Genomic DNA, 26,561 nt, shown 5'->3' on the forward strand with positions numbered 1-26,561 from the left:
GCCTATTCGGACGGGCGCTTGCCGGTCACGTTCTCGATGGTGTCCATCGCGTTGGGCGCGAGGTTGGCCATGATCTCGAGGAAGCTCACGCCAATGAGCTTCTTCGCGCGTTCGATCAGGAGCGGCGCCGGGTTGCCGGGCTCGGCCTGTTCCAGGTAGCGGATCACGCGGTCGAGCATCTGAAGCGCATCCTGGCGGTTCTGGATCTCGCCGCGCATGGCCGCGGGCCGGGCCGCACCGTCGCCTGCGCCCTGCGACGCCGTGCCTTCGTCCGCCGCAGACGCTTCGCCCCCCTCGGCCACGCCGGAGGCAGCGCCGCAGGCCTTGGCGAGCACGCGGCCGATGGTGCGCAATGCGCCAAAGTTGATGGCGTCGGAGCGGCCGGTGCGATCGACCAGCAGCGCTTGCAGTTTCTCGACGAGCGCAGGCACTTCCATCGCGGCCTGCAGGCGTTCGGGTTGGTGAGCCTGGATCGCCTCGAGGCCGCCCTGAATCTGCGACATCGAATAGGTCGCTTCGCCGCCGACGGCATTCAGCGCGCCGTGCGCAATGGCGATGTCGCGCACCCGGATCTGTCCCACGCCGGGCGCCACGCCCACTTGCGCGTCGTACAGGTCGCGCAGCACCATGTTCTCGTCCCATAGCGGTGCCAGTGCATTGAGGCGCATCGTGGGATCGTTGTCGTCGTCGGCATCGAGCGTTGGATGTATGCCGTCCCAGAACCGGTCGAACAGGCCGGTCAGCAATTGAAGGCCTGCGATGAAACCAACCACGCCCTGCAGCCGCGTCGAGGCTCGCAAGAGCAGCACGGCGGCGCGCACGTCCTTGCTCCGGCGCAGGATGGCGTCGGACTGCTCTGCCACGTCGCGCCACTCCGGCTCCACTGCGGGTATGACGGTGTCGCCGAACTGCTGCTCGGGCTTGCCCTGTGAGGACGCTGCGAGCGCGGTAAAGGCGGCGTCGTACTCCAGGTCGTCGCCGCACGGCGATGCCTCGCCGATGGGCGTGAGCAGGGCTTCGACTAGTTCGTTGGTCAGCATGTTGCCTGTTCGAGTTGGCTGGTGATAATCAAAGATGCGTCGGAACCGGTCAATGCAACGAAGGGAATAGCATGCGCACGCTGGGTACACACCATTCGTCCTATGGACGCACTCCTGCCGCGGTTTCGCGGCGCCTGGCACTGGGTTGCGGCCTGGCGCTGGCTGGCGTCCTGCTCGCGGGCTGCGCACCCAAGCCTGTGGTCACGACGGTGTCGATCACGCTGATTGCAGGTGCCGATGCCAACCCCGATGCGCGCGGCCGCGCTTCGCCGCTCACGGTGCGCGTGTATGCATTGAAGTCGCCCGGCCCATTCGAAGGCGCGGACTTCTTCTCGCTGTTCGAAAAAGACCAGGCCACGCTGGGTGCAGAGCTCGTGCAGCGCGAAGAAATGCTGTTGCGACCCGGCGAGACCCGCAAGCTCGATCTCACACTGCCGCCCGATGCCAAGGCCATCGGCGTGATGGCGGCGTTCCGTGATCTGGACCGTGCGCGCTGGCGCGAAGTGCGCCCCGTGCAAACCGGCAAGGCCGAGGCCATGACGGTGACCTTCGGCGCCCGCCAGATTCGCGTCGAAGGCAAATAGGTCCGTTTGGCGCTTCATGATGGCGCCGCGCTTCCATTCAAAGGTCGGCCGGGCCGCACGAGTGGCTGGTCGGCCGGTAGGAAGTGCGCGAACAAATCGTTCACGAATGCGCCGCCGGCGGCACCAGACGCGGCTGCCGTGAAGTAGAGGCCGCGCCACCGTAGCCCGCGCGAACCCCGGCCACGGCTTTCGAACAAGGCATCCGCCACTTGGCGCAGCGCGGGCTGCAGCGCGCGTATCGCCTCGACGAATTCATGAATCGCAAGCCGGCCCGAAGCGCTCGGCTGTTCGCGGAGCAGCGCCATGCGCAGCGCATGCAGCTGCCGCGCCATCGGGTCGAACGACGCGTCGAGCCGCGCGGCCGCCGTGTCGTGGGCGGGCGGCGACCAGGTCAGGCGATGGCCGATGGCCTGCGCCAGCACTTCGGGCGGCAATGCACCGCGCAGCGCGGCATAGCCCGCCAGCTGTTCGAGGCCGGTCACGACGAGGTAGACCGGCAACTGCAGGCGCAGGGTGTCGCCGGCCTCGTCGAGCAATCGATGCATCCTGTCCGCGAGCGGTTTCATCGTCTCGGTGCCTGTGCGCAGCAACTCGCTCGCAGCGATGCACACCACCAGCCCGTTGAGCGGCAGTCGTTCGCGCCGCTCGGCCAGTGCCAGCAATGCCTGCAGCCAGAGGCCGCGCATGTGCGGCGCCGCGGCCGATTCGCTGACGGCGGTGGGGTGAAGTTCGATGGCCGCCATAGAACCGGTGAGCCACCAGCGCCAGTACGGTTCGCCCAAAGCCTTCTCGCTGCCTGAAGGCGCAAGCCGCTCGGCATGCGCTGCTGCCAGCAGGCCCGGCAGGTTGGCCGCCGCGTCGCCCAGGAAGAGAAACCATGGCACTTGGGCGCCGCGTTGCCGTTGCGGTTGGCGCAACGCCTGGCGTGCCTCGGACATGGCGTCGCGCAGGGCTTCGGTGGCGGCCTCGTCGGTCTCGGCTGCCGGTGGGCCCAGGGCATCGATGCGCCGCCGCAGCGCACGTCGGCGCGCACCGCGACCTGCATCGCGCACCGTGCCGCACAGCAGCGTGAAGCCGGCGACATACAGCAACAGCAGCAGCCAGAAGAGGTGGGCGGGCGACAACGCGGCGGTCATGGCAATGGCGTGGCGGTTTTTCTCAGCGCGCCGCGGTGTCGAGCGACACGAAGTCCGCGATCAGCCGGTCGCCACCCTTGTTGGCCGCGAGCGCTTCGCGCAGGCGCAGTAGATAGGCCGAGGCCAGTTCGAACGGCGGCCGGTCGGCGGTCTCGTTGAACGGCGTGGGGGACGAGAGCACGGTGATGAGCACCCGGCCGAAGGGCGGCCCCACGAGCCAACTGGAGGGCACGTCGCGGCCCAGGTCGAGCTTTTCGCCGGCGCGCAGCCGCGTGGCCACCTGGCCGGCGTTCAGGTGCATGACCGAACCGTCGACCGTGTAGTAGTCGACCCACAGGTAGCTGTCGTGGTTCGGCGCCGCCACCTGCACGCTCACGGTGTCGCCTTCGCGCAGCTGGCCGTCCTTGGCCGCGGGGGCTTCCACGTCGAGCCCGAAGTCCTTGTCTCGGTTGCGCAGCTGGTAGGGCTTCAGGATGGCGAACACCTCGCAGTGCGGCCAGAGGCGCAGTTCGAGGTCGAACTCGGGTGACTTGACTCCGGGCATCGCGGCCACGTCGTGCTCGACTCTCTTCAGGTCCGCGGGCAGCGAGACGAAGCCGCTCACGCGCAGCTTGCCGTCCTTGCCGGGCGTGGCCGCAAGGTCGGCGCAGGCATAGGTCTGCAGCTGCTGCTCGATGCGCTGGCCCAGGCTGGGTTCCGCCGCCGTCGGCCCGGAAGGCCACAGCCACCACAGCAGGTACAGCAGCGGCACCAGCAGTGCGAACGCACCGCTGGCGCGCAGCAATGCGCGCTCGCGGCTCTGCGTGCCGTGCGGACCGGGCGGGTCCGGTGTGCGATACGGTTGCGGCGTGATGTGCTCCTGCACCAGGCTGCCGAGCGACAGCGGCCGGATCCCCAGATGCTGGGCGTGCAGCTCTTTCAGCTTGCCGAGCTCGCCCTGGTCGCCGTTCTCGAAGTAGTACTGGCCTTTGAAGCCGTAAGCCAGCGCATGCCAGTAGACCTCGCGCACCTCGTCGTCCGCTGCGGTCAGTGCCGACAGGTGATGAAAGAACTCGCTGTGCGCGTTGTTCGAATTGAAGAGTTGCACCTGCAATGGCGCGGCACTGCCTGCCGCGCCCGGATGCCGCGCCAGGACCTCGTCGATCCAGGCCACCATGGCAAAGGCCGCGGATTCGACCTGCGCCGGGGGCGTGCGGGAGGTAGTGGCACAGGCGCGCGCCGCGTCCAGCAATCGGCGTGCCTGTTGCTGCGCGGCGTCATGCGAGAGCGTGGTGCGGCCCGCCGCAATCGATGCGTCGAGGGCAAGGCCGAATGAAGCGAGTACCGAAAAACAGTCGAGCAGCCGGGCCATGAACCGCGCCCGTTCACTGCGCTTGCATGGCGAAGGATGCCTTGCACCGGCGTCTGCAGCGATGGCACATGCCCATGTCCCCGGTTCCTTCGAATAGGCATTCATTTTTCCAAACGCGGCGCAGCACGCGCCATACCGCTTGGGGTCTATGCCGTTCGTCGGGCACACCGGCCTTGCTGCGCGGGGCAATCGCCGGTATCTTCGGCTTCCGCTGAGATCAACGCACGCTGGGACTGGACATGCCATGAAAATTCTGATCGCCGACGACCACCGGCTCGTCATCGAGGCGGTCAAGGCCAAGTTGTCGGAGCTCGAGCCCGGCATCGAGTTCGTCCTGGCGATGAGCGTCGACGAACTGCTCGCCCACGCCACCGACGAGCTCGACCTGGCCTTGATCGATCTCAACATGCCCGGCGCCGACGGCCAGGCTCACATCGACGAAATCCGCCGCCGCCATCCGGCCGTACCGGTCATCGTGCTTTCCGGCTACGAAGACCCGGCCATCATGCGCAGCGCGCTTGAACGCGGCGTGCTGGGTTTCATTCCCAAGGCGTATTCGCCCGAGGTCATGCTGTCGGCCGTGCGGCTGGTGCTGGCCGGCGGCGTCTACGTGCCGCCCATGATGCTGACGGCGCTGCCGCCGGGCATCGTGGCCGGCGTGCCGTCAATGCAGAACGGCGACGCGCGCTCCGCGGGCGCATCGTCGGCAACGCTGGAGCACCTGCGCAGCGTGCTCACCGAGCGCCAGGTCGAGGTGCTGCAGCTGCTGTCGCAGGGCAAGCCCAACAAGCTCATCGGCCGCAGCCTGGGCATCAGCGAAGGCACCGTGAAGATTCACCTGGCGGCAATTTTCCGCGCGCTCAACGTGCGCAATCGCACCGAAGCGGTGGTGGCCGCGCAGGCGCTGACCGAAGCGCAGCAAGCCTAAGCCGCGCGCAGGTGCGCGGCGGCTGAGTGCTCTTCCTTATTGATCGTCGCTTCAGGAGCAGTTGAGCTTCATGGCCTCGATGCGGCCACCGAAGCCCAGCTTGCGCGTCAGGCCGCCTTCGCGGCTGTTGGCCGGGAAGTTGACCGTGCGGTCCCTGAACATCGCGTGCTCGTACACCTGTAGCGTGGCGCGCGGACCGACGCTGACGCTGTCGATGTCGCGCTTGAGCTGTCTCGCGGTGCCCTTGTCCATGCTCTGGACTTCGGCCGGGCCCACCAGCGTGAGCATGTCGCCCTTGAAGTCGCGCCCGGTATAGAACTGGGCCCAGCAGCCGGAAGCCAGCGCCGGATCTTCCACGCGAATGGGCACCAGCAGGATCGTGGGATCGGGTCGGTTGTCCGCCGTCGCGGTGGAGGTGGTCGGGGTCGATGTGTTGGCGCAGGCGCCGAGCGCGACCGCGCCGGCGATCAGAAGGTAGCGGAAATTCTTCATTGGTCTTTTGCTTGTGCGGGTTGAGGACGGTGGAGCGCTGCGGCTCACCCATTCAGGCTATCGGCCATGCTCGCCCGCCGCGTAGGAAGAGAGCCCAAGCTACCGTCGCCCCGCATCAACACAGCGCTTTTTCACGAACGCGGCGCGCGAGTTGAATCTCCGCGAATGGCTGCTGCCCGGATGCGCCCATTTCCTACGCCGCACCGCACTGCGAATGATCAGTGTGGCATTCGAGGAAACCCATCCATCCCATCTTTTCATCACTGAAGGAAGCCATGGCCACGAGCAGCATCCTGGGCGGCGACTACCCGCCCATGGAACCCAAGGGAACGGACGTCGACAGCCTGGGGCCCAGCGACACGAGCGACAGCGGAAGCGACGTGCGCACTTCGCGCGAACGCACCGCCATTCCCGAAGACGCGGCGGAAGGTGCCATCCCGATTGCGCATGACAGCAGCACCGATGCGGAGGGCACCGGCGAGCGTGCCTCGGCGGACGCTCCGCCGCCCGAGCCCGACGCGGACATCCTGCCGGACCGCATCGGCATCGTGCCCGCGTCCCCCGACGACCCGTACGCGGGCAGGCCGGACCAGCTTGCCGATGCCGAGATCGAAGAAGACGAAACCGAGGACGCTGGCGACGAGCCCGATTGAGGCGAAGCCCGGCGTGAAACGCATGCACGGCCCTCCCCTTGAATGCGCGCTGCAGAGTCTCCAGCAGCTGGCCTATGCCCGTATCGCACGCGAGTTCCTCCGCGCCAGACAGGAGAGGGCGGAATTGCTTTTATCGTCCGACGCGGTGATGGACGATGCGCATCGCCGCGTGCTTCATTGGGAGCGGGTGCTGGCTGAGTTGCGGCTCTTGTTCGACGATCCACGCCAGATCGCCAGGATCAAGATTGCTCGAGCGCTCTATCTGCGCATGCTGCTGGAAAGCGCACCCACGCGCCTGCAGGCGTGGAGCGACAGCGAAAGCATGGGCGAGATGCCGAAGTCCCACTTGTTCGAATGGATTTCCTACGACTTCGAGCGCCTGGAACTGGCCGAACTCGAAGCCTCCATGTCGCGCGAGGAAGCCGCCTCCTATGCGCAGGCACTCGACGCGCGGGCCAGCAGTATTCGCGAAGAATGGTGAACCAGCCGGTGTCGATCGGGCGCGGGTTCCGAGCGAGTAGTCAGCCCCGGCCCAGCACGACGGCGCCCTCCTGGATGTAGCGGTCGAATTCAATCTTGGGGATGGCAGCGGTGAGCGATTGGCCGTTCTCCGTCCAGGTGAGGACGACGCTGTCGTCCGCCATGAGGATCTGGACATTGCCCTGTGGAATCTTCAGCTGCGGGCCATCGCCCGCACGAAACGCGACATCGCCGACGATGCGGCCGTCGATCTGCGTGGTGGAAGTCATAGGCATACCTTTTCTTCTATTGCGGTGCGGGGCGCGCATGGCGGTTGCTGCCGTCCTTGCGCTGTTCCTTGGAAGGGTCGCCGTCCCGCGTCGGCGCGAGGCCGCCAGGGCTGCCAGCCGAAGGCGGACGGGAGGTCTGGGTTCGCGCACTGGCGGGGCCTTTTTCAGGACCCAGCTTGCGCTGATCCATCGCGCCGCTAGGCTGCTCGGCCGGCCGCGTCGCCGGGGGCTTTTCCGAATCGCTTTGGGGTGGTGCTCGGGTTCCCTTCGGGGTGCCGGTGGGCTGTCCCACGGCCGCCAGAGCGAGCAGGGCGCCTGTCGCGAGGCCGTATTTCAAATGACGGAAGACAAAGCGCGATGAATGCGGGGCCATGGAGGATTCCTCGAAATAAGAATGCTGCCGGACCTCCTTTCTCTCGCGCACTGCCGGCGCGTCCTTGTAGGCAGTCACAGCATTCCCGCGCCGGTGGCATGCCTGCAAGCGTATTGCTGGCGCCGAAGATGCGCCGCTTTCCGGCAACCAACGCAGCTCGCCGTACAGCCATCCCGGGCGTCCCGAAAAACCGTTTCCCGAGGAATAAGCCGGGCCCCTGGCCGCGGCCGAAGAACGCTTACAGCGGACGTCGGGCGAAGCCGACACCAGCCCCTGCTCGCCCGAACACCATCCGATATGGAACCAGCGCATCGCGGCTGCCTTGTGATGCCGCCCTTTGCTGGTGTTTTTCAACCCGCCTCGATTCAGACGAGGCATATGAAGGAGTCATTCCATGGCCAATTACACAAGCACTGCCGATACCGCGAACAGCAAGGACGTGGTCGAGGTGCTGAACGACCTGCTCGAAACATCGCGCGACGGGGAATACGGCTTCCGCGCCTGTGCAGAGGAGGTCGACACGCCGCAGCTCAAGGAGGTCTTCCAAAACCGTTCCGCCGATTGCGCCAAGGCGGCCGGAGAACTGGTCCAGCTCATCCGCCGCTTCGGCGGGTCGCCCGACGATGGCGGCACGGTGACTGGTGCCATGCACCGCGGCTGGGTGCACGTGAAGGGATCGGTGGGCGCAGACAGTGCGCTCTCGATGCTGGAGGAGTGCGAACGCGGTGAAGACGCCGCGGTCGCGCGCTATCGCAAGGCGCTGAAGGCCGACCTGCCTGCGGACGTGCGCGCCGTGATCCAGCAGCAGTCCGAAGGCGCCAAGCGCAACCACGATCAGATCAAGCAGCTGCGCGATCAGATGCGTACCAAGTAAGCAAGGCCGCTGCGGCGGGTGGGGCGGCCGGGGGCAAAATGGACGCGTCTTGAAACTCCGGCAGTTCGTCCTTGACTCCTATTGACCTCACCCGCTTCGACGCCGTCATCGTCGATCTCGACGGCACCATGGTCGACACGCTCGGCGATTTCGCGGTGTCGCTGAACCACATGCTCGCCGATCTTTCGCTTCCGCCGGTTGCTCCGGCGGCCATCGAAAGAATGGTGGGCAAAGGCTCGGAGCACCTGATTCTTTCGGCGCTTGCGCATGTGATGTCTTCCGGCGGAGGCTCCGCCACGGGTGCAGGCGCGGAGGCGCAGCACACACGGGCCCAGGCGTTGTTCGACCGGGCCTGGGACCGCTATCAGCACCACTACCTGGCCATCAACGGACAGCACTCGGCTGTGTATCCGGGCGTGGTGGAGGGCCTCAAGGCGCTGCGCTCACGCGGCCTGCGCCTGGCGTGCCTCACCAACAAGCCGACGTCGTTCGCCAAGCCGCTTTTGGCCGCCAAGGGGCTCGATGGATTCTTCGAATTCGCCTTCGGCGGCGATGCCTTTGCACGCAAGAAGCCCGACCCGCTGCCGTTGCTGAAAACCTGCGAAGCGCTGGGCACCGCGCCCGCGCGCACGCTGATGATTGGCGACTCGAGCAACGACGCCAAGGCCGCCCGTGCGGCCGGCTGTCCGGTGCTGCTGGTGACCTACGGCTACAACCATGGCGAGCCGGTGCGCGGTGTGGATGCCGACGGCTTCGTGGATTCGCTCGCCGAGCTCGATCGCGCTGCTGCGGCCTGAGCAAGGAGGCCGAGCGGCCGCTACGGCTGCTTGCCGAGCAGCGCGTCCTTCAGCTTCCAATCCGCCGGCACGGGGCCGAGCCAAATGCGCAGCAGCGCGTTGAAGAAGGCCTGTTCCTTGATCGGATCGGGCTGCGCCACGCCGCGCACGGAGATCACGGTGCCCGTGCCGGGCAGCCAGTCGACGGTGAAGGTATCGCCGGCCTTGAGCTGCTTCTGGTCGGCGAACATCTGTCCCATGCGCAGCAGGCCCGGAATGAGATTGACCATTTCGCTCTTGGGCGAGTTTTCCTCTACGCCCTTGGTAAAGAGCTTGCCAAGTTCGTTGGCGTCGATGTCGCGCAGCATGGTGATGGCCACGCGCTTGGGGCCTGGCGCGGCCAGCGCCTCTTCGGGCGTGGAGACTTTCTTTCCGACGTAGAACCCGGCCGTGTAGACCTTGAAGACGGCCTTGTAGCGCACGCCCGCGCCGTTGAGCTGCAGGGTGCTGCCGCGCAGGTCGAGGGTGTCGTTCAGCTTGACGCCCGCCACGTCGACCTGCGCTGCCGAGGAGCCGAGCACGGCCGAAACAAAGGCCAGTGCGGCCAAGCGAGACAACGACAGGGTGGGGAGCGATAGAACTGGCAAGGGGGCCTCCTTGAATTTGCGAACGGTCGTGCGAATGTATCTTTTCGTTCTACCCCGTCCCCCTCGGGCGAACCCTGAAGCTGACGGTTGCACGCAGCGGCGTTTTCGTGGGCTAAACTCCACGCTCCATGTTCGTTCATCACATCATTCAAACAGGTGAAGGCAGCCGGGGAGCCTGGCCCTGGCGTCGCCATACATCGCTGACTGTTTGATTGCACGGCGCACGCCGTGCGCCCGCGGTACCGGATCGCACATCGACTCCGGACCACCAGTGAATGACCTTGCCATCGGCCAAACTCGAGCGCCGGAGGCAATTGGAGAACGAATCCGTGATCACCGAACTTGAATTCAAGAGCCTCAGCGCCCAGGGCTACAACCGCATTCCGCTGATGGCCGAGGCCTTTGCCGACCTCGAAACGCCTCTTTCCCTCTATCTCAAGCTGGCCCACTCGCAGGGCGGCGGCAAGCACAGCTTCCTGCTCGAATCGGTGGTGGGCGGCGAGCGCTTCGGGCGCTACAGCTTCATCGGCCTGCCGGCGCGGACCTTGCTGCGCGCGTCGGGCTTCGGCGCCGAGGCCGTGACCGAGGTGGTGACCGACGGCCACGTGGTCGAGACCGCCGCGGGCAATCCGCTGGATTTCGTTGCCGAATACCAGAAGCGCTTCAAGGTGGCGCTGCGGCCGGGTCTGCCGCGGTTTTGCGGCGGCCTTGCCGGCTACTTCGGGTACGACACGGTGCGCCACATCGAGCGCAAGCTCGAAAAAAGCTGCCCACCCGACGCGCTGGGCTGCCCCGACATCCTGCTGCTGCAGTGCGAAGAGCTTGCCGTCATCGACAACCTCTCGGGCAAGCTCTACCTGATCGTCTATGCCGACCCGAAGCAGCCCGAGGCCTATGCGGCGGGCAAGCGCCGCCTGCGCGAGCTGAAGGAAAAGCTCAAGTATTCGGTGAGCGCACCTGTCGTGAAGCCCACGCAGCCCCATCCGCCCGAGCGCAGCTTTGCCAAGGCCGACTACCTTGCGGCCGTGGAGCGCGCCAAGGAGATGATCGCCGCCGGCGACTTCATGCAGGTGCAGGTGGGCCAGCGCATCAGCAAGCGCTACACCGAGTCGCCGCTGTCGCTGTACCGCGCGCTGCGTTCGCTGAATCCGTCGCCCTACATGTACTACTACCACCTGGGCGACTTCCACGTGGTGGGGGCCTCGCCAGAAATCCTGGTGCGGCAGGAGAACACGGGCGACGGCGAGCAGAAGATCACCATCCGCCCGCTGGCCGGCACGCGCCCGCGCGGCGCCTCGCTGGAGCTGGACAAGGCGGCCGAGGAAGAACTCATCAACGACCCGAAGGAGCGCGCCGAGCACGTGATGCTGATCGACCTCGCGCGCAACGACATCGGCCGCATCGCCAAGACCGGCACCGTGAAGGTGACCGAGGCCTTTGCAGTGGAGCGCTACAGCCACGTGATGCACATCGTGAGCAACGTCGAAGGCACGCTGAAAGACGGCATGACCGCCATCGACGTGCTCAAGGCCACGTTTCCGGCCGGGACGCTGACCGGTGCGCCCAAGGTGCATGCGATGGAACTCATCGACCAGCTGGAGCCCACCAAGCGCGGCCTCTACGGCGGCGCCTGCGGTTACATCAGCTATGCGGGCGACATGGACGTGGCCATTGCCATCCGCACCGGGATCGTGAAGGACCAGATGCTGCACGTGCAGGCCGCGGCCGGCGTCGTCGCCGATTCGGTGCCCGAGCTGGAGTGGAAAGAAACGGAAGCCAAGGCGCGCGCACTGCTGCGCGCGGCCGAATTGGTCGAGGAGGGGCTGGAATGAGCAACGTACCGGACATTCAGAACGATTTCTCGCACGAAATCATCGGCGCCGCCGTCGAGGTTCAGCGCGTGCTCGGCACGGGCCTGAGTGAAGACGCCTACGCCGCGGCACTGGCCATCGAGCTTGCGGAGCGCGAGATCGGTTTTGCGCAGGGCGTGGCGCTGTCGGCCAGCTACAAGGGCCGTTCGCTCGGCGAGGTGTACCGCGCCGGCTTCGTGGTCGAGCAATCGGTCATCGTCGAGCTCAAGGCGGTCGACGTGCTGACCGACCTGCACCGCGCGCAGGTGCTTGCCGCGCTGCGTCTCTCAGGGCTCAAGCTGGGCCTTTTGATCAACTTCAACGTGTTCCCCGTCGTCAAGGGCGTGCACCGGATTGTGAGCAAGCCATGAAACTGCTGATGATCGACAACTACGATTCGTTCACCTACAACATCGTCCAGTACCTGGGCGAGCTGGGTGCGGATGTCCAGGTGCACCGCAACGACGAGATCACGGTGGCGCAGATCGGCGAGCTGATCGCTTCGGGCGTCACGCGGCTCGTGGTGTCGCCGGGCCCTTGTTCGCCGGCGGAGGCGGGCGTTTCAGTGGCTGCCATCAAGGAGTTCGCGGGCAAGCTGCCTATTCTTGGTGTGTGCCTCGGCCATCAGGCCATTGGCGCGGCCTTCGGCGGCAAGATCATTCGCGCGCGGCAACTGATGCACGGCAAGACCAGCGAGATCACGACCACGCAGGAAGGCGTGTTCGCGGGGCTGCCCGAGAAGTTCACCGTCAACCGCTATCACTCGCTGTCCATCGAGCGCGAAAGCTGCCCGAAGGAATTGGCGATCACCGCCTGGACCGACGACGGCGAGATCATGGGCGTGCGGCACACCGATTTTGCGCATGACGTGCGCATCGAGGGCGTGCAGTTCCACCCGGAATCGATCCTCACCGAGCACGGCCACGCGATGCTCAAGAACTTCCTGGACTGAGACCATGGCAGACCGCTCTTCCATCGTCGACCTGCGCAGCGACACTGTCACGCAGCCTACCCCGGTGATGCGCGAGGCCATGGTGGCGGCGCCGCTCGGCGACGACGTTTTCGGCACCGACCCGAGCGTCAACGCGCTGCAGGAAAAGATCGCCGCGATGCTGGGCTTCGAGGCGGCGCTCTTCGTGCCCACCGGCACGCAGAGCAACCTGTGCGCCATCCTGTCGCACTGCGGCCGCGGCGACGAATACATCGTCGGCCAGCAGGCCCATTGCTACCGCTGGGAAGGCGGCGGCGCGGCGGTGTTCGGCAGCGTGCAGCCGCAGCCGCTCGACCATGCGCCCGACGGCACGCTGCCGCTCGCGCAGATCGAAGCGGCCATCAAGCCCGATGACGCGCACTTTGCGCGCACGCGGCTGCTGGCGCTGGAGAACACACTCGGCGGCAAGCTGCTGCCTTTTGAATACGTGCAGGCTGCGACAGAGCTGGCCAAGCGGAAGGGGCTGCAGCGGCATCTGGACGGCGCGCGGCTTTTCAACGCTGCCACCGCGCAGGCGGCGCTCTGCAACGGCAGCGACATCCGCGCCGAAGCGCGCCGCATCGCGCAATGCTTCGACAGCGTCTCGGTCTGCTTCAGCAAGGGCCTGGGTGCGCCCATCGGCTCGGCGCTGGTCGGTTCGCGCGAGTTCATCGCGCGTGCACACCGCATCCGCAAGATGGCGGGCGGCGGCATGCGGCAAGCTGGGCTGCTTGCAGCGGCGGCTTCGCATGCGCTCGACCACCACGTCGATCGGCTGGCTGAAGACCATGCACTGGCCCGGCGTCTGGCAGAGGGGCTCGAAGGCATCGAGGGCCTGAAGGTCGAGGCGCCGCACACGAACATCGTGTTCGTCGATCTAACCGGTGCGGCGCAGGCGCGTTCGGCGGAGCTGCTGGCGCACCTGAACCAGCAGGGCATTCTTGCGACCGGGCTCTATCGGCTGCGCTTCGTGACGCACCTCGATGTCAATGCCTCCGGCGTGGACCGCGCCGTTGCTGCCATCCGCGGCTTCTTCAACGCCTGACGCAAGGGAGCCCGCGATGCCCGATCTTCCACATCTGCTCGCGTTCATTGCCGCGGGCTGGCTGCTGAACCTGACGCCGGGGCCCGACGTGCTCTATATCGTGACCAACTCGCTGCGCTCGGGCGTTCGCGCCGGCGTCGTGGGCGGATTCGGCGTTCTCACCGGCTGCTTCGTTCATATCTTTGCGGCCGCCATTGGCGTCGGCACGCTCATGGCCACTTCGGCGGCGGCCTTCACGGTGCTCAAGTATGTGGGCGCGGCCTACCTGCTGTACCTGGGCGTGCGCATGGCGCTGTCACGCGCCAGTCCGCCGGCCGATCTTCAAGAGGCGGCTGCAGCCTCGGGCCAGCGCGGGCTCAAGAAAATCTTTCTCGGCGGCTTCTGGACCAACGTGCTGAACCCCAAGGTCGCCTTGTTCTTCCTGGCCTTCGTGCCGCAGTTCATTGCGCCGGGCGCCGACAACAAGGGGTTGTATTTCGTGCTGCTGGGCGTGTTGTTCAACCTGAATTCCATTCCGGTCATTGTGGGATGGGCCGCATTCGCGGGCTGGATGGCGCGCAGGAGCGCCGTGCAAAAAGGCATGCACTGGCTCGACCGCGCGGCGGGCGTGCTCTTCATCGGCTTCGGCCTCAAGCTTGCGTTCACGGACGCACCGGCGGTTCGCGTCGGACACTGACAAACTCCCAGGAGACTTCCCATGATCACTCCCCAGGAAGCGCTGCAGCGCACCATCGAGCACCGCGAGGTCTTCCACGACGAGATGCTGCACATCGTGCGGCTCATCATGAGCGGCGAGTGCTCGCCCGTGATGATGGCCGCGCTGATCACCGGCCTGCGCGTCAAGAAGGAAACCATCGGCGAAATCACCGCCGCCGCGCAGGTGATGCGCGAGGTGTCGACCAAGGTGCCGGTGAAGGACACCACGCACCTGGTCGACATCGTCGGTACCGGTGGCGATGGTTCGCACACCTTCAACATCTCGACCTGTTCGATGTTCGTCGCGGCCGCGGCGGGAGCCAAGGTGAGCAAGCATGGCGGTCGCAGCGTGTCGAGCAAGTCGGGCAGCGCCGACGTGCTGGAGTCGCTCGGGGTCAACATCAACCTCCAGCCGGAGCAGATCGCACGCTCCATCGAAGAGGTGGGCATTGGCTTCATGTTCGCGCCCAACCACCATCCGGCCATGAAGAACGTGGCGCCGGTGCGGAAGGAACTGGGCATCAAGACGATCTTCAACATCCTCGGGCCGCTGACCAATCCGGCGGGCGCGCCGAACATCCTGATGGGAGTGTTCCACCCCGACCTGGTGGGCATCCAGGTGCGCGCGCTGCAGCGCCTGGGCACCGAGCACGCCATGGTGGTGTACGGCCGCGACGGCATGGACGAAATCTCGCTCGGCGCCGCCACCATGGTGGGTGAACTCAAGGACGGCGAGATCCGCGAATACGAACTGCACCCCGAAGACTTCGGCTTTGCCATGTCGAGCAACCGCGCGTTGCGCGTGGAAACGCCCGAGCAGTCGAAGGCCATGCTGCTGGGGGTGCTCGACAACCAGGCCGGCCCGGCGCTGGACATCGTGCTGCTCAATGCCGGGGCGGCGCTATATGCCGCCAACGTGGCCGATTCGATCGCCAAGGGCATCGAGCGTGCGCGCGAAGCGATTGCATCGGGCGCCGCGCGGGCCAAGCTGGTTGAACTCGTCAAGGCCTCCGCGGCCGTTTGAGCCGCAACAGATTGCTGGGAACACAGAACATGTCCGACATCCTTGACAAGATCATTGCCGTCAAGCGGCAGGAAATTGCTGCGGCGCAAAAAAGAAGCCCGTTCGAAGCGGTGCGCTTCGACGCCGAGAGCCGCGTGCTGACGCGCGATTTCGAAGGCGCGCTGCGCGCCAAGATCGCTGCCGGCCACGCCGCGGTGATTGCCGAGGTAAAGAAAGCCAGCCCGAGCAAGGGCGTGCTGCGCGAAGACTTCATTCCGGCCGACATCGCCCAGAGCTATGCCGAAGGCGACGGCGAGATCAGCGCCGCCTGTCTTTCGGTGCTCACCGACAAGCAGTTTTTCCAGGGCAGCGTCGACTATCTGAAACAGGCCCGCGCCTCCTGCGATCTTCCGGTGCTGCGCAAGGACTTCATCGTCGACGCCTATCAGGTGTACGAATCGCGTGCGATGGGCGCCGATGCGATCCTGTTGATCGCCGCTTGCCTCGACGACGCGCAGATGAAGGACTACGAAGCCATCGCACGCGGGCTCGGCATGGCGGTGCTGGTCGAAGTGCACGACGCGGCCGAACTCGAGCGCGCACTCAAACTCACGACGCCGCTCATCGGCGTGAACAACCGCAACTTGCGCAATTTCGAGGTGTCGATCCAGGCCACCATTGATCTCCTGCCCAAGCTGCCAGCCGACCGGCTGGCGGTAACGGAATCGGGCATTGCCACGCGCGAGGACGTGACCACGCTGCGCGCCGCCGGGGTCCACGCCTTCCTGGTTGGCGAGGCCTTCATGCGCGCCAAAGAACCCGGCGAGGCGCTCGCGGCATTGTTCAAATGAACAGGCAGGACCAGCTGTCCAGCAGCGATCCCGCCGACTGGCCCGTGGCGCCGGGCTGGCGGCCGCTGGTGGATGAGTTTTTTGGCAGCATCGTGGGCAGGAAGCTGTTGAGCTTCCTGCGCGAGCGGCTCGACGCCGGTGCCGTGATCTTTCCGCCGCAACCTCTGCGAGCGCTGGAGTTGACGCCGCCCGAGGACGTGCGCGTCGTCATCTTGGGCCAAGACCCGTACCACGGGCGCGGCCAGGCGGAGGGGCTCGCGTTCTCGGTGGCCCCCGGTGTGGCGCTGCCGCCGTCGTTGCGCAACATCTTCAAGGAGCTTCAGCGCGACCTCGGCACGCCGCCGCCGCCGTTCCCGAATCCGGGCGGCAGCCTGGTGAAATGGGCGGCCCGCGGCGTGCTGCTGCTCAACACCTGTCTCACGGTCGAGGAGGGGCAGCCAGCCAGCCATTCGGGCCGTGGCTGGGAGGTGCTGACCGACGCGGTCATCCGTCACGTATCAGGCAGCGAGAAACCTGTTGTTTTTATGCTCTGGGGCGCACACGCGCAAAGTAAGCGCGCGTTGATCGACATTGAGCGCCATAAGGTGCTGATGTCGAATCATCCCTCGCCGCTTTCTGCGTTGCGTCCGCCTGTGCCCTTCATCGGCTGCGGTCATTTCGGCGAGGCTCGTGCGTGGCGTGATGCGCGCCAGACGGGCGACTGAATTCGCGGATAATCCCCGCTGTTCCGCCTCGTGCAGTTCTCACGCTCTTTCTTGGTGCTGGGGTTTCTGCGTAGTCACAAAACCGTGCTATATTTCGAGGTTCGCCGGAGAGGTGGCCGAGTGGTTAATGGCAGCAGACTGTAAATCTGCCCTCTTACGAGTACGCTGGTTCGAATCCAGCCCTCTCCACCAGCGATGAATTTGGTTTCTAAGAGCGATTGGATCTAGCGCTTTGGGTGCCTTTGAGTGCCCCCGATGCGGGAGTAGTTCAATGGTAGAACCCCAGCCTTCCAAGCTGATGACGCGGGTTCGATTCCCGTCTCCCGCTCCAGAGACCCGGTTCGACGCCGGAAGCGATTGGTTAGACAAAAGCCCTTTTGGCTCAGTGGTAGAGCACTCCCTTGGTAAGGGAGAGGTCGCGGGTCCGATTCCCGCAAAGGGCACCAGTTTCTGGGGGTTGCAACAGCCGGTTTGCAACCCATCTGCATACGTTGAAATCGTTTTTTTCGGAGTCGAAAAATGGCAAAAGGTAAATTCACCCGCACCAAGCCGCACGTGAACGTGGGCACGATCGGTCACGTCGACCACGGCAAGACCACGCTGACGGCGGCCATCGCCACGGTGCTGTCGGCCAAGTTCGGCGGCGAAGCCAAGGCCTACGACCAGATCGACGCAGCGCCCGAAGAAAAGGCCCGCGGCATCACCATCAACACGGCTCACGTCGAGTACGAAACGGCCAACCGCCACTACGCTCACGTCGACTGCCCCGGCCACGCTGACTATGTGAAGAACATGATCACCGGCGCCGCTCAAATGGACGGCGCCATCCTGGTGTGCTCGGCCGCTGACGGCCCGATGCCCCAGACCCGCGAGCACATCCTGCTGGCCCGCCAGGTCGGTGTGGGCTACATCATCGTGTTCCTGAACAAGTGCGACATGGTTGACGACGCCGAACTGCTCGAGCTGGTCGAAATGGAAGTGCGCGAGCTGCTGGACAAGTACGAATTCCCGGGCGATGACACCCCCATCATCCACGGCTCGGCCAAGCTCGCCCTGGAAGGCGACAAGGGCAAGCTCGGCGAAGAAGCCATCATGAAGCTGGCTGAAGCGCTCGACACCTACATCCCGACGCCCGAGCGCGCCGTGGACGGCACCTTCCTGATGCCCGTCGAAGACGTGTTCTCGATCTCCGGCCGCGGCACCGTCGTGACCGGCGCCGTCGAGCGCGGCGTGATCAAGGTCGGCGAGGAAATCGAGATCGTCGGCATCCGCCCGACCGTCAAGACCACCTGCACCGGCGTGGAAATGTTCCGCAAGCTCCTGGACCAAGGCCAGGCGGGCGACAACGTCGGCGTGCTGCTGCGCGGCACCAAGCGCGAAGAAGTCGAGCGCGGCCAAGTGCTGTGCAAGCCCGGCTCGATCAAGCCGCACACCCACTTCACCGCCGAGGTGTATGTGCTGTCCAAGGACGAAGGTGGCCGTCACACGCCGTTCTTCAACAACTACCGTCCGCAGTTCTACTTCCGCACGACGGACGTGACCGGCGCGATCGAGCTGCCCAAGGACAAGGAAATGGTCATGCCTGGCGACAACGTCAGCATCACCGTGAAGCTGATCAACCCGATCGCGATGGAAGAAGGCCTGCGCTTCGCCATCCGTGAAGGCGGCCGTACCGTGGGTTCGGGCGTCGTGGCCAAGATCCTCGACATCTAAGCCGAGCGTAAAGAGTACCGGAGGGGTATAGCTCAATTGGCAGAGCGTCGGTCTCCAAAACCGAAGGTTGTAGGTTCGATTCCTACTGCCCCTGCCACCTAGGTGGCACCTCCGAAAAAGCCCCGCCGGTGACCCGGCGGAAGGCAAAAAAAGCCCATCGCAACCCGGTGGGCTTCGGCGTCTCAGAAGACGCATTGAATTGAAGGCCGGAAGGCCACAGGAAATCAGCCGAACATGGCCACTTCTCAAATCGAAACCGTGAGCACGGGTGCCGACAAAGCCAAATTGGCCGCGGCGGTGGTGCTGGCAGTGGGCGCCATCGTGGCGTTCTATCTGCTGTCGCGCCAAGGTTCACTGGTGCAATGGGCTGCGCTGCTGGTCGGCCTGGCCGCGGCCGTGGGCGCCTTCGGCAGTTCGGAGAATGGCCGTCAGTTGTGGGCCTTTGGCCGCGACTCATGGCGCGAGGTCAAGAAGGTCGTTTGGCCGACCCGCAAGGAAGCGATGCAGATGACGGCCTACGTGTTTGCCTTCGTGGCCATCATGTCCGTCTTCCTCTGGCTCACCGACAAGACGCTCGAATGGGTGTTTTTCGACCTCATTTTGGGCTGGAGAAAATAAATGACCGACGACGCTGTTGAAACCACGCCTGCAGGCCCGGAAGAAGAAAACACTTCCGTGCTGGCTCCCGCCGCCAATCCTGATCTGCGTTGGTACGTGGTGCATGCCTATTCGGGCATGGAGAAGGCCGTCGAGCGGAACATCACCGAGCGCATCAACCGCGCCGGCATGCAGGACAAGTTCGGCCGCATCCTGGTTCCGACCGAAGAAGTGGTCGAAATCAAGAACGGCCAGAAGCGCACCACCGAGCGCCGCTTCTTCCCGGGCTACGTGCTGGTCGAAATGATCATGGACGACGAGAGCTGGCACCTGGTGAAGCACACCAACAAGGTGACGGGTTTCGTGGGTGGCGCCAAGAACCGTCCGGCCCCGATCTCGCAAAAAGAGGTCGAGGACATCGTCAACCAGATGCAGCAGGGCACCGAGAAGCCGCGCCACAAGGTCGAGTTCACCGTCGGCGAATTCGTGCGTGTCAAGGAAGGCCCGTTCACCGACTTCAACGGCACGGTCGAAGAAGTCAACTACGAGAAGAGCAAGGTCAGCGTGTCGGTCATGATTTTCGGCCGCGCGACGCCTGTGGAGCTCGAATTCAGCCAGGTCGAAAAGACCTGAGTTCCTTCCGGTCTTCGGGCCGGAGCCATATTTCCGGCTGCGCGTTGTCCGACTCGGCGCGCGGCCTTGATCGAAGAGTCGTTAAACCCCGGGGAGCTGCGGCGAGAGCCAAGGCGATATCACCCGCAAGGAGCAAAGCATGGCGAAAAAAATCGTCGGCTTCATCAAGCTGCAAGTGCCAGCTGGTAAGGCCAACCCGTCACCACCCATCGGTCCCGCACTGGGCCAGCGTGGTTTGAACATCATGGAGTTCTGCAAGGCGTTCAACGCGCAGACCCAGAGCGTCGAGCCTGGTCTGCCGCTGCCGGTGGTCATCACCGCGTTCGCTGACAAGAGCTTCACCTTCATCATCAAGACGCCGCCGGCGATCACCTTGATCAAGAAGGCCATCAAGCTGGACAAGGGCTCGGCCCGTCCGCACACCGACAAGGTCGGCAAGATCACGCGCGCACAGCTCGAGGAAATTGCCAAGGCCAAGATGAAGGACCTGACTGCAGCCGATCTGGACGCAGCAGTTCGCACCATCGCCGGCTCTGCCCGTTCGATGGGCGTGAATGTGGAGGGCGTGTAAATGGCCAAGATCACCAAGAAGCAAAAAGCGCTCGCAGGCAAGGTCGACAGCAACAAGCTGTACCCCCTCGTTGACGCCATCGGCATCGTGAAGGACGCCGCCACCGCCAAGTTCGACGAATCGATCGACGTGGCCGTGCAACTCGGCATCGACGCGAAGAAGTCGGACCAGGTCGTGCGTGGCGCCGTCGTGCTGCCCAACGGCACCGGCAAGACCAAGCGCGTGGCTGTGTTCGCCCAGGGCGCCAAGGCTGAAGAAGCCAAGGCCGCCGGCGCCGACATCGTCGGCATGGACGACCTGGCTGCCATGGTCAAGGCTGGCGACATGCCTTTCGACGTCGTGATTGCTGCCCCCGACGCCATGCGCGTGGTCGGTACGCTCGGCCAGATTCTCGGCCCGCGCGGCCTGATGCCCAACCCCAAGGTTGGCACGGTGACCCCGGACGTCGCCACGGCCGTGAAGAACGCCAAGGCTGGCCAGGTCCAGTTCCGCGTCGACAAGGCCGGCATCGTGCACGGCACGATCGGCCGCCGTTCGTTCGACACCGACAAGCTGCAGGGCAACCTCGCTGCGCTGATCGACGCTCTGGTCAAGGCCAAGCCGGCGACCAGCAAGGGCGTGTACCTGCGCAAGGTGGCTGTGTCGTCGACCATGGGTCTGGGTGTCCGCGTGGACACGCAAACCATCTCGGCGAGCTAAAGAGATTTGTCCTGCCCGAAAGGGCGGGACGGATGTGGTGGGTCGCGGCAGCTTCGGTTGCCGCGAGCCATCCAAGACCGCTGGTGTGCAGGGCGCTGCACTTAATCGCCGGATCGATCCTTCCGGTATCCAGCGCAGATGGCGACCCCACTGCAAGGAATTTGATTTTTGTTCCTAACAGTTGGTCGCTGCATGAAGCGCGATCCGAGGCCCCGGCCGAAGGTCGCATTAAAAGGAGTAGACCTTGAGTCTGAATCGCAGTGAGAAAGAAGCGGTCATCAGTGATGTGACCAGCCTCGCCGCTAAAGCTCAAACGCTCGTGATGGCGGAATACCGTGGCATCACGGTGGCCGACATGACCAAACTGCGCAGCGAAGCTCGCAGCAAGGGTGTGACCCTCAGCGTGTTGAAGAACACGCTGGCACGCCGTGCTGTTGCTGGTAGCGCATTTGAGATTGTTGGCGACCAGATGACCGGTCCGCTGATCTATGGCTTTTCCGAAGACGCAGTGGCCGCCGCCAAGGTGGTGGCCGATTTCGCGAAGACCAACGACAAGTTGGTGATTCGCGGTGGCGCATTCGGCGGCAAGGCCCTGGACGTGAACGGCGTGAAGCAACTGGCCAACATCCCTTCCAAGGAAGTGCTGCTGGCGCAATTGCTGGGCTTGATGCAATCCCCGATCTCTCGTACCGCCCGCGTGCTCGCGGCGCTGGCCGAGAAGCGCGGTGGTGGCGAAGCTGCACCCGCCGATGCACCGGCAGAAGCGCAGGCTGCTTAAGCCTTGCGTTTGAAATATTCAACCCAATTGTTAGGAAACAAAAATGGCATTCGATAAAGACGCATTTCTGACCGCGCTCGACAGCATGACGGTCCTGGAACTCAACGACCTGGTGAAAGCCATCGAAGAGAAGTTCGGCGTGAGCGCCGCAGCAATGTCGGCTCCGGCTGCTGGCGGCGGCGCTGCTGCTGCCGTGGTCGAAGAGCAGACCGAGTTCAACGTCATGCTGATGGATGCAGGCGCGAACAAGGTTTCGGCGATCAAGGCCGTGCGCGAAATCACCGGCCTGGGCCTCAAGGAAGCCAAGGACCTGGTGGAAGCCGCTCCCAAGGCAGTCAAGGAAGGCCTGTCGAAGGCTGACGCTGAAGCCGCCAAGAAGAAGCTGGAAGACGCTGGCGCCAAGGTGGAACTGAAGTAATTCAGACCCCCTAGAGGGCTGGAGGTGCCTGTAAAGGCCCTCCAGCCTTTGCCGCTTTCAGAGCGCACCCAAAAGCCGGCTTGGCGCCGGCTTTCCCGGAGACCTTCAGGTCGACGGAAAAGCAAAAGCCAAGACGTTTTTGAGTGTCTTCTGACCCCGACTGCAGAAGACCCCTTGGTTCGGGCGATGTGCAACGCATCGCTGTCCGCCAACGGCTGGTAGTGGCCAGCCGCCAAGCAGTGGTGCCTCGGCACTGCTGACAAGTCGCTGAAGATCTCAAGCTCCGGAGCTCTCATGGCCCAATCGTCCGCGTACAGTTACACCGAACGCAAGCGCATCCGAAAAAGTTTCGGTAACCGCGACAGCGTCGTAGAAATCCCCTACCTGCTGCAGATGCAGAAAGACGCGTACACCGCGTTCCTGCAAGCTGGCATTCCCCCCAAGCAACGCACCGTCGAAGGCCTGCAGGCCGCTTTCGACGCCGCGTTCCCGATCGTCTCGCACAATGGTTTTGTCGAGATGAAGTTCCTCGAGTACAACCTCGCGAAGCCCGCCTTCGACGTGCGCGAGTGCCAGACCCGTGGCCTGACCTTCGCCTCGGCCGTGCGCGCCAAGGTTCAGCTCATCATCTATGACCGCGAGTCGTCGACGTCGCAGTCGAAGGTGGTCAAGGAAGTGAAGGAACAAGAGGTCTACATGGGCGAAGTGCCGCTCATGACCGAAAAGGGTTCCTTCATCATCAACGGCACCGAGCGCGTGATCGTGTCCCAGCTGCACCGTTCGCCCGGCGTGTTCTTCGAACACGACAAGGGCAAGACGCACAGCTCGGGCAAGCTCCTGTTCTCGGCCCGCGTGATTCCCTACCGCGGTTCGTGGCTCGACTTCGAGTTCGACCCGAAGGACATGCTGTACTTCCGCGTCGACCGTCGCCGCAAGATGCCGGTCACGATCCTGCTCAAGGCCATCGGCCTGAACCCGGAATCGATCCTCGCGAACTTCTTCGTGAACGACAACTTCCGCCTGATGGACAGCGGCGCGCAGATGGAGTTTGTCTCCGAGCGCCTGCGCGGCGAAGTCGCGCGCTTCGACATCACCGACAAGTCGGGCAAGGTCGTGGTCGCCAAGGACAAGCGCGTCACCGCGCGCCACACGCGTGAACTCGAGCAGTCGGGCACCACGCACATCAGCGTGCCGGAAGACTTCCTGGTCGGCCGCGTCATCGCCCGCAACATCGTCGACGCCGACTCCGGCGAAATCCTGGCCAAGGCCAACGACGAACTGACCGAAGCGCTGCTGAAGAAGCTGCGCACGGCCGGCGTGCAAGACATCCAGGTGATCTACACCAACGAACTCGACCAGGGCGCGTACATCTCGCAGACCCTGCGCATCGACGAGACGGTGGACGAGTTCGCAGCCCGCGTGGCCATCTACCGCATGATGCGCCCCGGCGAGCCGCCGACGGAAGACGCCGTGCAAGCGCTGTTCCAGCGCCTGTTCTACAACCCGGACACGTACGACCTGTCGCGCGTCGGCCGCATGAAGTTCAACGCCAAGGTCGGCCGCGACGAATCGACCGGCCCGATGGTGCTGACCAACGAAGACATCCTGGCCGTGGTCAAGATCCTCGTTGACCTGCGCAACGGCAACGGCGAAGTCGACGACATCGACCACCTGGGCAACCGCCGCGTGCGTTGCGTCGGCGAACTGGCCGAGAACCAGTACCGCACCGGCCTCGCCCGCATCGAGAAGGCTGTGAAGGAACGTCTGGGCCAGGCGGAGCAAGAGCCGCTGATGCCGCACGACCTGATCAACAGCAAGCCGATCTCGGCCGCACTGAAGGAATTCTTCGGCGCCTCGCAGCTGTCGCAGTTCATGGACCAGACGAACCCGCTGTCCGAAATCACCCACAAGCGCCGCGTGTCGGCCCTTGGCCCGGGCGGTTTGACGCGTGAACGTGCGGGCTTCGAAGTGCGCGACGTGCACGTGACCCACTACGGCCGCGTGTGCCCGATCGAGACGCCTGAAGGCCCGAACATCGGCCTGATCAACTCGCTGGCCCTGTACGCCCGCCTGAACGAATACGGCTTCATCGAGACGCCGTACCGCCGTGTGGCCGACAGCAAGGTCACCAACGAGATCGACTACCTGTCGGCCATCGAAGAAGGCAAGTACGTCATCGCCCAGGCCAATGCGGTCCTGGACAAGGACGGCAAGCTGACCGGCGACCTGGTCTCGGCGCGTGAAGCCGGCGAATCGATCCTGGTCGGTGCCGAGCGCATCCAGTACATGGACGTGTCGCCCGCGCAGATCGTGTCGGTGGCCGCCTCGCTCGTGCCGTTCCTGGAGCACGACGACGCGAACCGCGCGCTGATGGGCGCCAACATGCAGCGCCAGGCCGTGCCTGTGCTGCGCCCCGAGAAGCCGATGGTCGGCACCGGTATCGAGCGCGTTTCCGCGGTCGACTCCGGCACCGTGGTCACGGCCACCCGCGGCGGTATCGTGGATTACGTCGACGCGACCCGCATCGTGGTGCGCGTGAACGACGCCGAAGCGGCAGCCGGTGAAGTCGGTGTGGACATCTACAACCTGATCAAGTATCAGCGTTCGAACCAGAACACCAACATCCACCAGCGTCCGATCGTCAAGCGCGGCGACAAGATCGCCAAGGGCGACGTGGTGGCCGACGGTGCATCGACCGACCTCGGCGAACTGGCCCTCGGCCAGAACATGCTGATCGCGTTCATGCCATGGAACGGCTACAACTTCGAAGACTCGATCCTGATCTCGGAACGCGTCGTCGCGGAAGACCGCTACACCTCGATCCACATCGAGGAACTGGTGGTGATGGCTCGCGACACCAAGCTGGGTGCCGAAGAAATCACGCGCGACATTCCGAACCTGGCCGAGCAGCAGCTCAACCGCCTCGACGAATCCGGCATCATCTATGTCGGCGCCGAAGTGCAGCCGGGCGACACGCTGGTGGGCAAGGTCACGCCGAAGGGCGAGACCACGCTGACGCCTGAAGAGAAGCTGCTTCGCGCCATCTTCGGCGAGAAGGCTTCCGACGTGAAGGACACCTCGCTGCGTGTGGACCAGGGCTCGCAAGGCACCGTGATCGACGTGCAGGTGTTCACCCGCGAAGGCATCACGCGCGACAAGCGCGCCCAGCAGATCATCGACGACGAGCTGAAACGCTTCCGCCTCGACCTGAACGACCAGCTTCGCATCGTCGAAGCCGACGCGTTCGACCGTATCGAGAAGCTCTTGACCGGCAAGGTCGCCAATGGCGGCCCGAACAAGCTGGCCAAGGGCACCAAGCTCGACAAGGCCTACCTGTCGTCGGTCGAGAAGTTCCACTGGTTCGACATCCGCCCGGCGGACGACGAAGTGGCAACCCAACTCGAGTCGATCAAGAACTCGCTCGAGCAGACGCGCCACAGCTTCGACCTCGCGTTCGAAGAAAAGCGCAAGAAGCTCACGCAGGGCGACGAGCTGCCCGCGGGCGTGCTCAAGATGGTCAAGGTCTACCTGGCCGTCAAGCGCCGCCTGCAACCCGGCGACAAGATGGCCGGCCGCCACGGCAACAAGGGTGTGGTGTCCAAGATCGTTCCGGTCGAAGACATGCCCCACATGGCCGACGGCACGCCGTGCGACATCTGCCTGAATCCGCTGGGCGTGCCTTCGCGGATGAACGTGGGCCAGGTGCTCGAAGTGCATCTGGGCTGGGCCGGCAAGGGCATTGGCCAGCGCATCGGCGACCTGCTGCAGCAAGAGGCCAAGGTGGCCGAGCTGCGTAAGTTCATGGAGCTGCTGTACAACGGTTCGGGCCGCAAGGAAGACCTCAGCAAGCTGAGCGACACCGACGTGCTCGAAATGGCGGAGAACCTCTCCAGCGGCGCAACCTTTGCGACGCCGGTGTTCGACGGTGCCTCGGAAGAAGAAATCCGCGGCATGCTGAAGCTCGCCTATCCGGACGACATCGCCAAGCTCAAGGGCCTGACCGACACCCGCACGCAAGCCTACCTGTACGACGGCCGCACCGGCGACCAGTTCGAGCGTCCCGTCACCGTGGGCTACATGCACTTCTTGAAGCTGCACCACTTGGTGGACGACAAGATGCACGCCCGCTCGACCGGCCCGTACTCGCTGGTCACGCAGCAGCCGCTGGGCGGCAAGGCGCAGTTCGGCGGCCAGCGTTTCGGTGAGATGGAAGTGTGGGCGCTAGAAGCTTACGGCGCCGCCTACGTCCTGCAGGAAATGCTGACCGTGAAGTCCGACGACGTGCAAGGCCGTACCAAGGTGTACGAAAGCATCGTCAAGGGCGAACACACGATCGAAGCCGGCATGCCGGAATCGTTCAACGTGCTGGTCAAGGAAATCCGTTCGCTGGGTCTCGACATCGAGCTCGAGCGTTCGTAATCAGAAGAGGA

Annotated in this window: 29 protein-coding genes and 4 tRNA genes; 26 read left to right on the forward strand and 7 right to left on the reverse strand. The window is 64.6% G+C overall.

What is annotated here, in order from left to right:
* Positions 1-2: 2 nt before the first annotated feature.
* Positions 3-1,040 carry a type VI secretion system protein TssA gene (gene tssA / locus J2X92_RS18290; RefSeq protein ID WP_307577448.1) on the reverse strand — a complete coding sequence of 346 codons (1,038 nt, stop codon included), beginning with the start codon at positions 1,038-1,040 and terminating at the stop codon, positions 3-5.
* A gap of 71 nt (positions 1,041-1,111) precedes the next feature.
* Between tssA and tssJ the strand changes: the two genes are divergently transcribed.
* A complete protein-coding gene (tssJ, locus tag J2X92_RS18295) occupies positions 1,112-1,624 on the forward strand; it encodes a type VI secretion system lipoprotein TssJ (RefSeq protein ID WP_307577450.1) in 513 nt (170 codons plus the stop codon).
* Between the two features lie 14 nt (positions 1,625-1,638).
* On the opposite strand, the gene J2X92_RS18300 is transcribed toward tssJ, so the two are convergent.
* Positions 1,639-2,760, reverse strand: a complete 1,122-nt coding sequence (locus J2X92_RS18300) for a type VI secretion system protein (protein WP_307577452.1) — start codon at positions 2,758-2,760, stop codon at positions 1,639-1,641.
* Between the two features lie 22 nt (positions 2,761-2,782).
* Positions 2,783-4,111, reverse strand: coding sequence for a DotU family type IV/VI secretion system protein (locus J2X92_RS18305; RefSeq protein ID WP_307577454.1), 1,329 nt, complete (start codon positions 4,109-4,111; stop codon positions 2,783-2,785).
* Positions 4,112-4,355: 244 nt separating this feature from the next.
* On the opposite strand from J2X92_RS18305, the gene J2X92_RS18310 reads away from it, so the two are divergent.
* On the forward strand, positions 4,356-5,039 hold the full coding sequence (locus J2X92_RS18310) for a response regulator (protein WP_307577455.1): 684 nt from the start codon (positions 4,356-4,358) through the stop codon (positions 5,037-5,039).
* Between the two features lie 51 nt (positions 5,040-5,090).
* Here the strand turns inward: J2X92_RS18310 and J2X92_RS18315 are convergent, their stop codons facing one another.
* Positions 5,091-5,531: a hypothetical protein gene (locus J2X92_RS18315; protein ID WP_307577457.1), complete on the reverse strand. Its 441-nt coding sequence runs from the start codon at positions 5,529-5,531 to the stop codon at positions 5,091-5,093.
* A gap of 275 nt (positions 5,532-5,806) precedes the next feature.
* Here J2X92_RS18315 and J2X92_RS18320 point away from each other — a divergent pair, with 275 nt between their 5' ends.
* Entirely contained in the window at positions 5,807-6,184 is a 378-nt protein-coding gene (locus J2X92_RS18320) for a hypothetical protein (RefSeq protein ID WP_307577459.1), read from the forward strand.
* Between the two features lie 22 nt (positions 6,185-6,206).
* Complete coding sequence (locus tag J2X92_RS18325; RefSeq protein WP_307577528.1) at positions 6,207-6,665, forward strand: hypothetical protein; 459 nt, start codon at positions 6,207-6,209, stop codon at positions 6,663-6,665.
* Positions 6,666-6,705: 40 nt separating this feature from the next.
* Here the strand turns inward: J2X92_RS18325 and J2X92_RS18330 are convergent, their stop codons facing one another.
* Both J2X92_RS18330 and J2X92_RS18335 read right to left on the reverse strand, forming a co-directional pair.
* Positions 6,706-6,939 (reverse strand): hypothetical protein, encoded by a 234-nt coding sequence (locus tag J2X92_RS18330; RefSeq protein WP_307577461.1) that lies wholly within the window; start codon positions 6,937-6,939, stop codon positions 6,706-6,708.
* A 10-nt stretch (positions 6,940-6,949) separates the two neighbouring features.
* On the reverse strand, positions 6,950-7,660 hold the full coding sequence (locus J2X92_RS18335; RefSeq protein ID WP_307577463.1) for a hypothetical protein: 711 nt from the start codon (positions 7,658-7,660) through the stop codon (positions 6,950-6,952).
* A 40-nt stretch (positions 7,661-7,700) separates the two neighbouring features.
* Here J2X92_RS18335 and J2X92_RS18340 point away from each other — a divergent pair, with 40 nt between their 5' ends.
* Positions 7,701-8,180 carry a ferritin-like domain-containing protein gene (locus J2X92_RS18340; RefSeq protein WP_307577465.1) on the forward strand — a complete coding sequence of 160 codons (480 nt, stop codon included), beginning with the start codon at positions 7,701-7,703 and terminating at the stop codon, positions 8,178-8,180.
* Between the two features lie 71 nt (positions 8,181-8,251).
* Complete coding sequence (gene gph / locus J2X92_RS18345; RefSeq protein ID WP_307577467.1) at positions 8,252-8,977, forward strand: phosphoglycolate phosphatase; 726 nt, start codon at positions 8,252-8,254, stop codon at positions 8,975-8,977.
* A 20-nt stretch (positions 8,978-8,997) separates the two neighbouring features.
* Here gph and J2X92_RS18350 read toward each other — a convergent pair whose 3' ends face one another.
* Positions 8,998-9,603, reverse strand: a complete 606-nt coding sequence (locus tag J2X92_RS18350; RefSeq protein WP_307577468.1) for a chalcone isomerase family protein — start codon at positions 9,601-9,603, stop codon at positions 8,998-9,000.
* A gap of 329 nt (positions 9,604-9,932) precedes the next feature.
* Here J2X92_RS18350 and trpE point away from each other — a divergent pair, with 329 nt between their 5' ends.
* From trpE to rpoB, 20 genes are all read left to right on the forward strand, one after another.
* Positions 9,933-11,435: an anthranilate synthase component I gene (gene trpE, locus J2X92_RS18355; RefSeq protein WP_307577470.1), complete on the forward strand. Its 1,503-nt coding sequence runs from the start codon at positions 9,933-9,935 to the stop codon at positions 11,433-11,435.
* Positions 11,432-11,824, forward strand: coding sequence for a GxxExxY protein (locus tag J2X92_RS18360; RefSeq protein ID WP_307577471.1), 393 nt, complete (start codon positions 11,432-11,434; stop codon positions 11,822-11,824). The genes trpE and J2X92_RS18360 overlap by 4 nt, the downstream gene beginning before the upstream one ends.
* Entirely contained in the window at positions 11,821-12,405 is a 585-nt protein-coding gene (locus J2X92_RS18365) for an aminodeoxychorismate/anthranilate synthase component II (protein ID WP_307577473.1), read from the forward strand. Before J2X92_RS18360 ends, J2X92_RS18365 begins: the two co-directional genes overlap by 4 nt.
* A 4-nt stretch (positions 12,406-12,409) precedes the next feature.
* Positions 12,410-13,468, forward strand: coding sequence for a low-specificity L-threonine aldolase (gene ltaE / locus J2X92_RS18370; RefSeq protein ID WP_307577474.1), 1,059 nt, complete (start codon positions 12,410-12,412; stop codon positions 13,466-13,468).
* Positions 13,469-13,484: 16 nt separating this feature from the next.
* Complete coding sequence (locus tag J2X92_RS18375; protein ID WP_307577476.1) at positions 13,485-14,144, forward strand: LysE family translocator; 660 nt, start codon at positions 13,485-13,487, stop codon at positions 14,142-14,144.
* Between the two features lie 21 nt (positions 14,145-14,165).
* Positions 14,166-15,188 (forward strand): anthranilate phosphoribosyltransferase, encoded by a 1,023-nt coding sequence (trpD, locus tag J2X92_RS18380; protein WP_307577478.1) that lies wholly within the window; start codon positions 14,166-14,168, stop codon positions 15,186-15,188.
* A 29-nt stretch (positions 15,189-15,217) separates the two neighbouring features.
* Positions 15,218-16,018 (forward strand): indole-3-glycerol phosphate synthase TrpC, encoded by an 801-nt coding sequence (gene trpC, locus J2X92_RS18385; protein WP_307577480.1) that lies wholly within the window; start codon positions 15,218-15,220, stop codon positions 16,016-16,018.
* Positions 16,015-16,722 (forward strand): uracil-DNA glycosylase, encoded by a 708-nt coding sequence (locus J2X92_RS18390; RefSeq protein WP_307577482.1) that lies wholly within the window; start codon positions 16,015-16,017, stop codon positions 16,720-16,722. The genes trpC and J2X92_RS18390 overlap by 4 nt, the downstream gene beginning before the upstream one ends.
* Before the next feature lie 106 nt (positions 16,723-16,828).
* Positions 16,829-16,914 (forward strand) — tRNA-Tyr (locus J2X92_RS18395).
* Between the two features lie 65 nt (positions 16,915-16,979).
* Positions 16,980-17,053, forward strand: a tRNA-Gly gene (locus tag J2X92_RS18400).
* Positions 17,054-17,093: 40 nt separating this feature from the next.
* Positions 17,094-17,168, forward strand: a tRNA-Thr gene (locus J2X92_RS18405).
* A 73-nt stretch (positions 17,169-17,241) separates the two neighbouring features.
* A complete protein-coding gene (gene tuf / locus J2X92_RS18410; protein ID WP_012745744.1) occupies positions 17,242-18,435 on the forward strand; it encodes an elongation factor Tu in 1,194 nt (397 codons plus the stop codon).
* A gap of 21 nt (positions 18,436-18,456) precedes the next feature.
* A tRNA-Trp gene (locus J2X92_RS18415) sits at positions 18,457-18,532 on the forward strand.
* A gap of 137 nt (positions 18,533-18,669) precedes the next feature.
* Positions 18,670-19,053: a preprotein translocase subunit SecE gene (secE, locus tag J2X92_RS18420; protein WP_007831049.1), complete on the forward strand. Its 384-nt coding sequence runs from the start codon at positions 18,670-18,672 to the stop codon at positions 19,051-19,053.
* Positions 19,054-19,665 carry a transcription termination/antitermination protein NusG gene (gene nusG / locus J2X92_RS18425; RefSeq protein WP_093023399.1) on the forward strand — a complete coding sequence of 204 codons (612 nt, stop codon included), beginning with the start codon at positions 19,054-19,056 and terminating at the stop codon, positions 19,663-19,665.
* Between the two features lie 139 nt (positions 19,666-19,804).
* Positions 19,805-20,236, forward strand: a complete 432-nt coding sequence (gene rplK, locus J2X92_RS18430; protein ID WP_055801191.1) for a 50S ribosomal protein L11 — start codon at positions 19,805-19,807, stop codon at positions 20,234-20,236.
* A complete protein-coding gene (rplA, locus tag J2X92_RS18435; RefSeq protein WP_055801194.1) occupies positions 20,237-20,935 on the forward strand; it encodes a 50S ribosomal protein L1 in 699 nt (232 codons plus the stop codon).
* Positions 20,936-21,179: 244 nt separating this feature from the next.
* Positions 21,180-21,713 carry a 50S ribosomal protein L10 gene (gene rplJ / locus J2X92_RS18440; protein ID WP_012745749.1) on the forward strand — a complete coding sequence of 178 codons (534 nt, stop codon included), beginning with the start codon at positions 21,180-21,182 and terminating at the stop codon, positions 21,711-21,713.
* A gap of 43 nt (positions 21,714-21,756) precedes the next feature.
* On the forward strand, positions 21,757-22,131 hold the full coding sequence (gene rplL, locus J2X92_RS18445; protein ID WP_055801198.1) for a 50S ribosomal protein L7/L12: 375 nt from the start codon (positions 21,757-21,759) through the stop codon (positions 22,129-22,131).
* Positions 22,132-22,425: 294 nt separating this feature from the next.
* On the forward strand, positions 22,426-26,550 hold the full coding sequence (gene rpoB / locus J2X92_RS18450; protein ID WP_307577488.1) for a DNA-directed RNA polymerase subunit beta: 4,125 nt from the start codon (positions 22,426-22,428) through the stop codon (positions 26,548-26,550).
* Positions 26,551-26,561: the final 11 nt, after the last annotated feature.

Source organism: Variovorax paradoxus (assembly GCF_030811855.1).
Classification (GTDB): domain Bacteria; phylum Pseudomonadota; class Gammaproteobacteria; order Burkholderiales; family Burkholderiaceae_C; genus Variovorax; species Variovorax paradoxus_L.

Bases quoted from the DNA above. Each gene is read 5' to 3' on its own strand.
- trpD (WP_307577478.1), top strand. From the start codon at position 14,166: ATGATCACTCCCCAGGAAGCGCTGCAGCGCACCATCGAGCACCGCGAG.
- rpoB (WP_307577488.1), top strand. From the start codon at position 22,426: ATGGCCCAATCGTCCGCGTACAGTTACACCGAACGCAAGCGCATCCGA.
- J2X92_RS18390 (WP_307577482.1), top strand. From the start codon at position 16,015: ATGAACAGGCAGGACCAGCTGTCCAGCAGCGATCCCGCCGACTGGCCC.
- J2X92_RS18340 (WP_307577465.1), top strand. From the start codon at position 7,701: ATGGCCAATTACACAAGCACTGCCGATACCGCGAACAGCAAGGACGTG.
- tuf (WP_012745744.1), top strand. From the start codon at position 17,242: ATGGCAAAAGGTAAATTCACCCGCACCAAGCCGCACGTGAACGTGGGC.
- J2X92_RS18315 (WP_307577457.1), bottom strand. From the start codon at position 5,531: ATGAAGAATTTCCGCTACCTTCTGATCGCCGGCGCGGTCGCGCTCGGC.
- ltaE (WP_307577474.1), top strand. From the start codon at position 12,410: ATGGCAGACCGCTCTTCCATCGTCGACCTGCGCAGCGACACTGTCACG.
- tssJ (WP_307577450.1), top strand. From the start codon at position 1,112: ATGCGCACGCTGGGTACACACCATTCGTCCTATGGACGCACTCCTGCC.
- J2X92_RS18360 (WP_307577471.1), top strand. From the start codon at position 11,432: ATGAGCAACGTACCGGACATTCAGAACGATTTCTCGCACGAAATCATC.
- J2X92_RS18305 (WP_307577454.1), bottom strand. From the start codon at position 4,111: ATGGCCCGGCTGCTCGACTGTTTTTCGGTACTCGCTTCATTCGGCCTT.
- secE (WP_007831049.1), top strand. From the start codon at position 18,670: ATGGCCACTTCTCAAATCGAAACCGTGAGCACGGGTGCCGACAAAGCC.
- J2X92_RS18310 (WP_307577455.1), top strand. From the start codon at position 4,356: ATGAAAATTCTGATCGCCGACGACCACCGGCTCGTCATCGAGGCGGTC.
- J2X92_RS18300 (WP_307577452.1), bottom strand. From the start codon at position 2,760: ATGACCGCCGCGTTGTCGCCCGCCCACCTCTTCTGGCTGCTGCTGTTG.
- nusG (WP_093023399.1), top strand. From the start codon at position 19,054: ATGACCGACGACGCTGTTGAAACCACGCCTGCAGGCCCGGAAGAAGAA.
- J2X92_RS18375 (WP_307577476.1), top strand. From the start codon at position 13,485: ATGCCCGATCTTCCACATCTGCTCGCGTTCATTGCCGCGGGCTGGCTG.
- J2X92_RS18365 (WP_307577473.1), top strand. From the start codon at position 11,821: ATGAAACTGCTGATGATCGACAACTACGATTCGTTCACCTACAACATC.
- rplL (WP_055801198.1), top strand. From the start codon at position 21,757: ATGGCATTCGATAAAGACGCATTTCTGACCGCGCTCGACAGCATGACG.
- rplK (WP_055801191.1), top strand. From the start codon at position 19,805: ATGGCGAAAAAAATCGTCGGCTTCATCAAGCTGCAAGTGCCAGCTGGT.
- J2X92_RS18330 (WP_307577461.1), bottom strand. From the start codon at position 6,939: ATGCCTATGACTTCCACCACGCAGATCGACGGCCGCATCGTCGGCGAT.
- trpC (WP_307577480.1), top strand. From the start codon at position 15,218: ATGTCCGACATCCTTGACAAGATCATTGCCGTCAAGCGGCAGGAAATT.
- J2X92_RS18320 (WP_307577459.1), top strand. From the start codon at position 5,807: ATGGCCACGAGCAGCATCCTGGGCGGCGACTACCCGCCCATGGAACCC.
- tssA (WP_307577448.1), bottom strand. From the start codon at position 1,040: ATGCTGACCAACGAACTAGTCGAAGCCCTGCTCACGCCCATCGGCGAG.
- J2X92_RS18325 (WP_307577528.1), top strand. From the start codon at position 6,207: ATGCACGGCCCTCCCCTTGAATGCGCGCTGCAGAGTCTCCAGCAGCTG.
- rplA (WP_055801194.1), top strand. From the start codon at position 20,237: ATGGCCAAGATCACCAAGAAGCAAAAAGCGCTCGCAGGCAAGGTCGAC.